7 protein-coding genes are annotated in these 5729 nt (G+C 41.2%); 1 reads left to right on the top strand and 6 read right to left on the bottom strand.

Annotated features, from left to right (window positions below; translation table 11 throughout):
• Positions 1-199 (top strand): hypothetical protein (locus NTV63_05350; protein MCX6710345.1); only part of this gene is annotated, 199 nt, incomplete at its 5' end.
• Positions 200-224: 25 nt separating this feature from the next.
• Here the strand turns inward: NTV63_05350 and NTV63_05345 are convergent.
• From NTV63_05345 to NTV63_05320, 6 genes are all read right to left on the bottom strand, one after another.
• A complete protein-coding gene (locus NTV63_05345; protein MCX6710344.1) occupies positions 225-980 on the bottom strand; it encodes a TatD family hydrolase in 756 nt (251 codons plus the stop codon).
• A 15-nt stretch (positions 981-995) separates the two neighbouring features.
• A complete protein-coding gene (locus NTV63_05340; protein ID MCX6710343.1) occupies positions 996-1490 on the bottom strand; it encodes a hypothetical protein in 495 nt (164 codons plus the stop codon).
• Complete coding sequence (locus NTV63_05335; protein MCX6710342.1) at positions 1487-1948, bottom strand: hypothetical protein; 462 nt, start codon at positions 1946-1948, stop codon at positions 1487-1489. The genes NTV63_05340 and NTV63_05335 overlap by 4 nt, the downstream gene beginning before the upstream one ends.
• Before the next feature lie 10 nt (positions 1949-1958).
• Entirely contained in the window at positions 1959-2339 is a 381-nt protein-coding gene (locus NTV63_05330; protein MCX6710341.1) for a hypothetical protein, read from the bottom strand.
• Positions 2340-2349: 10 nt separating this feature from the next.
• Entirely contained in the window at positions 2350-4407 is a 2058-nt protein-coding gene (locus NTV63_05325) for a hypothetical protein (GenBank protein MCX6710340.1), read from the bottom strand.
• 22 nt (positions 4408-4429) lie between these two features.
• Positions 4430-5729 (bottom strand): hypothetical protein (locus NTV63_05320; protein ID MCX6710339.1); only part of this gene is annotated, 1300 nt, incomplete at its 5' end.

The following is a 5729-nucleotide window of genomic DNA, read 5'->3' as shown; positions in this document are numbered from 1 at the left end:
CATAGTGCAATCTGGGAAAAGCAACGCCCGCTCAGCTTACATTATAAAAGATTCTTATGTAAAAAAAGTTGATTCTGTGCTCTCTTCCTGCAAGAAAAAAGACGCATTCCTGGTTCTTGACATGTTCCCTCCGATGCACGAAGCGCGCGACAGAGAGGAAAAAAAGGAAATTCTTTCAAGATACTTTGCAGGAGAGTAGGGCTTGCTTTATTCAAAAAAAAAGTTTACAGAAACATTTTCTGGTAGTTGCTGAATATTGCGTTTGACACCTCTTCGGGGTCCATTTTCTTTATCTCGGCAATCTTCCTTATTGTTTCTGCGATGAATGAGGGCTCATTCTTTTTTCCTGGATACGGGCTGAGGAAGGGCGCATCTGTCTCGGTGAGTATTCTTGAGAGGGGGAGAATTTCAGCAGCCTTCTGGAAGTGGCTGCTCTTTACAATGTTTGTCGGGATTGAAAACATAAATCCCTTTTCATAGCATTCCTTTACAAGATTCATGCCTCCTGAAAAACAATGCATCAGCACATTTTTTATTCCTGAGGAAGAAAGGATTTCTATGCATTCACTTTCAGAATCCCTGCTGTGCACTATCACCGGCTTTTTAATTTCCTTCGCAAACTCAAGCTGCATGAGAAAAAGCTCCCTCTGCCTCTTTCTTAAGGTTTCATCTTTTACCCAGTGGTAGTCCAGCCCTATCTCACCAACTGCCACAATCTCTTTTTTATGCTCTCTGATGAAATTGATTTCTTCTTTAATTGTTTTATCGTCAAATTTTTCTATGAACTCCGGATGAAGCCCGAGCGCTGCCTTAACCATTTTGTATTTTTGGGAGAGCACAAGGGCTTTCCTGTTGCTCTTCTGGTCAACCCCGTTGGTTATTGCTGCCTTGACATTATTCTCTCCTGCCCTTTTCAGAATCTCATCTATCTGCAAATCATCAAAAAAGTCAAGGTGGCAGTGGACATCAGCAATTATCATTCTGCCGCCCTCAGTTCACCTGACATATTTCCTTTCCCAGGCTAATTCTATATTTCTTGCATCCTTTTTTGCAATTGAGAACTCAATATTTGCTACAAGCTTCTTTCCGAGGGCTTTTTGGATGAGGTAAAAAACGCTTGTCTTTTCAGACAGCTCAATTGTGCTCATCTTAAGATTGCACAGTTTTACCTCAGCGCAGCTTGAATCCTCGTCTTTTATCTTCATGCAGATTTCGTTTCCTTCCCCCTCTGTTCCCGCAGCTGAGAAGACATAAATCTTCTCAACGCTGTATGGAAAGATATAGGTTGAAACTTCCCTGTCCATTGTTCCGCCAATGCAGACCGTGCTTATTGAGTATTTCAGCCTGTTGAATGACTCCCTTGCCTGGGAAATCTCCTGCTGAGCCATGTATCTTGAGAGAAATGAATATGCTCCTGAAAACATGATTACGCCAATGAGGAGCCCTGCGATAATCCACATCCAAACCTCAACAGATTCCATTTTGCTCACTCAATCTTCACAAACTTTGTGTTGTAGTCATATGAGATTACTGCCTTGTCGCTGTTGGAATAGCTTATTGTTACATTGATGCCTTCTGTTTCAAGGTTAGTTTTCAGGGAGGGGTCAAGGCTGCATTGGTTTGGGTTTAACGTATAGCACATTATAATGTAGCATACGCTTCCCTTTACCCTTCCAATTTTTCCGTTTTCATAGCAGAGCTTTGCGCCCTTCTCAACTTCATGCCTGAAATCATCCAAATCAGTTGCGTTTATCTTGACAATATCCCCGCTTCCCTCTTCAGAGCTGCATTCCCCTGTGAGGCGGCACATGAACTTGCTTGAGGAAAAGCTCCATTTGGTAAGCATCCCTACTATCACAAAAACTGATATTGTTGCAATGAATATCAGGAAAACATACTGGATTGCGATATCGCCTTTTTTTGCGCTGATTTTTCTTGAAAATCTCATTTTTTCCCTCTTAAATTCTGTTGAATGTATTGGAAAACTCATTTATCATGGGAATTATCATGAAAATTACAATGGCAAGGACTATAAGCGCCATTATGAAAAGCAAGCCGTATTTGAAATACATGCGCATTGGGCTTTCCTCTGGCTTTTTTTCATCTGGCACGAGCATTTCAGGATTCTTTATCACAATTTTGCTCTCTGTTTCAGGGGCATGCGCTTTGTCTTCGAGAGAAAGCCTTTTTATAAGCTCTTCAGGCGAAATCTTGATTGGATTCCCGAATCCGTCAATCTCATAAATCCTTGAGTTGGAATCCGCTCTCATGAAATCGCTTGCCTCGCGCAGGCTTTCAAATTCCCTTCTTGTCCTGGTGCTGTGCACAAGGTATGTCATATCTTCTTTTTCAGCTCACAATAATTTTTCTTCCACTTGACTTGTATTCTATAAGAACGTTTGTTATGCTATTTATATCTTTTTTGAAATCAAGATTGTCCTCTTCTCCGCATTCGTATTCTGAGTCAGCTATGATATGGCACCACTTCCTTTTTACAAGAAGTTCGGCAATGTCCTTTTCAGTTGTTGCACGGTAAAAGATATAATCCTCTGGAATCGGAAATTCCAGGCATATTATGTCTGACTCAAGCTGCCCGAATTCTGCCTTTTTCCAGCATTCTGCTATCGCATTCAAAAGCTCTTCTCTAAGATAGTATTTCTTGTATTTTATGCTTAAGTTTGAAAGGAAAATCTCAGTTGGGTTTGATGTCTCTACTGTGAAATTGAACCTGCACAAATCTTTTTTGCAGCCCTTCTTTATCGCTTCCATTTCATTTGTGAAGCTGAATTTCTCAGATGCCTTTGAAAGCAGGGCTATACGGAATATTTCATTTTCAGAATCGCCGTCAATTATTGAGACAGAAACATCGTGCGCCTGAAGCTCATATGATATCTGAAGATTAGTTAAGATTATTGTTCCGTCTGTGTCAGATGAAACATTTATTGGAATCATGCAGTAACCGAAATCATCTGGCTCGCAGGATGAAAGTGCATCCTGCAGAGTATTTTTGAATATGTCCCCGGAAACGAGCCAGGGCAAATTTGAGCGGTTGAGAGAACCGGGGTGATTTGCTATTTCAAAATTATTTATGCTAACAATTATTCCAGAAGGGTAAAGCGACATAACAGCATCCATCACAGATTTCTGGAGGGAAGGAGTGTCTATGTATGCTACAAATGCGCCTCTTGTTGAAGTTGAAAGCTCTTCCATCCATCCCATTATGCTGCTGCACAATGGATTGTTCTGGCAGCAGGAATCATCAGGGTTTATTGAGCATCCAACATTAAATCCTTCATCATTGCTTAGGTCCTCGTTTCCAAACACAACGCTTACATAAGCATCATTAGCAACAGAATCGCTTTTTGCATTGTCAATTGAGTCCTGCTCATTTCCTGTGAAACTCGGATTTGACCATTTTCCAGCAACTCCTGCCTGTGCTCCATAGTGATATTCTGTTCCAAGTGCGCCTGTCGGGTCTGAATCGCCGATTAGGATTATCATCTTCTTGGACTTTTCTTTCCAATCAACATTTTTGGACAGGTGGCTTGCTGCAAGAGCCCAGGCTTCTTCATATTGGTCCCCTGGAAAGTAATATACTGTTGCTCCCCAGTCGGGAGTGCCGCTCTTAACGCGGGATGGCCCTTCTTCTATAAAATTGATTGCGGAAACTGCCTTCAGCTCTGCATTTGTTATTCTATCTGATATGCAGCTTCCTGATGTTGCTCCTTCTCCGATTGCATAAACTCTTATCCTAAAATCCTTAACCCCGAAATCAGAGAGGTTTTTCCCTATTTTTTTTATTACATCGCACACTGAATTCCATTCTTCAGTCATGCTTCCTGAGGTGTCTATTGCAAATGCGATGTCCACGCTTCCAGGGTAGTTGCTTCCCACAAGCTCAATTGATGCGCTGTTTATCAGGGCATATTTTGAGATGTTTATTAATGCGCCCCGCTCTCCTCCGTTCCTCGGAAATGGTGGAAGGCTCTCGTTTTCTTTTCCAGATGGGAATCTTCTCAGTTTTCTTTCAGAGCCAGTTGATATTGAGAGTTCGGCAGAAAGAAGGTTTGTCTCCCGCTCAAGGAATATTGAGAAATTATCAGACAATACTGATTTTGACATTATTGACAGGTGTCCAGTGTTTTCATCAGAGAACTTGTCAATCATTAGTTTCTCTGATTTCATGAATGAGATTTCGTGCTCAGAAGAATCCCTGCAAAAGCTTCCCATCCTTGTATCATAGAACTTCGGCGCGTATTTGTTGACAAGCCCGCAGTACATCTTTTTTCCGTCACTGCTTCTTGCTGTGATAATAAGTGCTGTTGTGATTCCGACTATTGCGATAAGGATTGAAACTATTGTTCCTATTGCAATGTCACCTTTTTTTCCGCACTTTGCCTTTTTCATTTAATTGCCCTGCATTAAACATTTATATTATGATTACTTTTGCTTTTTCTGCTGAGTATTTTATGAATATGTTTCTTCCGGGAGCTGTTTTCATTAATTTGAAATCAATGCTGTCGGATTTCCCGCACTCTTCATCAAAGCCGTTGTTTCCTATCTCTTCACACAGCCCGTTTTGCTTCAATGAATCTGTGAATTCAGCTTCTTTTAAGTCCTCAACAAATCCGCAGCTTTCTGGGATTGAGATTTCGTAGCATGAAATGTCATTTCCTGACTTTCCAAACCCTGACTTTTCCCAGCATGCAAGGGTGTGCGCGATTATTTCCTCCTTAACAAGGCATTTCTGGTATTCAACATTGAGGGCGCTAAGGACTATTGAGCCCTTTTCCCTCATTTCCATCTCAAATGGAACAATGCATTCCTTTTCATTGCAGGAGAGAAGGTAATTATTAATTCCCTCTCTTATGCTTTTATTGAGGTAAAGGGGTGAGTTTGAGTCATTCAGGTTTTCTGCTATGTTGATTTCATTTCCTCCTACGTTCATTTTAACATCATATACTGGAAGATGGTATTCAATCAGCAGGTTGTTGATGAGCATTATCCCGTTTGTTGCATTTATTTTTATCTTTATCTCGCACATATCAGAATTGCATTTCTCAAGTGCGTCATTTATCCCCTTTATGTTCAGCTTTGCATTGGCGGGCTTTTCCAGGCTTCCTGGATAATTCCACTCAATAAATTGCGATTCCTTGACTGTGATTGTGATGTTTGAAACCTTTGGAAGGCGTGAGTTGATTGCATTTCTCAAAAAATCTGTCTTTCCAAGCTCATTGTCTATCTGCGCGTCTATATGCATAGCCATGTAAATTACTGTTCCCTCTCTGTATTTGAACTCAACAATTGACTCGCCCGGGTCTCCGTTGTTATTTTGCGCGCATTTCAATTTTATATCCTCATCTTTTGGATTATTTTCATATGGGTCATAAACCAATTCTGCAATTACATTTACTTCGGGATTTCCTGGTGTTGTTACATAAAAGCAGTGCGAGCCAGAGTAAGGTATTTCAACAATATCCCCTTCTTTAACTCCGTAATTCTTTGCTGCAAATTCAGTGAATCTTATGCGCTGGGAATCCCCGCACTGTCCGCCCACTCCGATGTCTTCCTGACAGGTTATGTAATTTTCTTCGCAGTATCTGCATGTATCGCTTCCGCATTTGTTACATACCTCCCATATATCTGGGTTTGATAAGGCGGGAAAATCCTGGTAGGGGGTTATTCTTGTTATGAATGGAGTCCAGCCGTCTGAAGGAACGCTTCCAACC

It is taken from the genome of Candidatus Woesearchaeota archaeon (genome assembly GCA_026394965.1).
Taxonomy (GTDB): Archaea; Nanobdellota; Nanobdellia; order Woesearchaeales; family 0-14-0-80-44-23; genus JAPLZQ01.
Note: the sequence above shows the minus strand (reverse complement) of the source record. Positions and strands in the feature narration are given on the sequence as shown.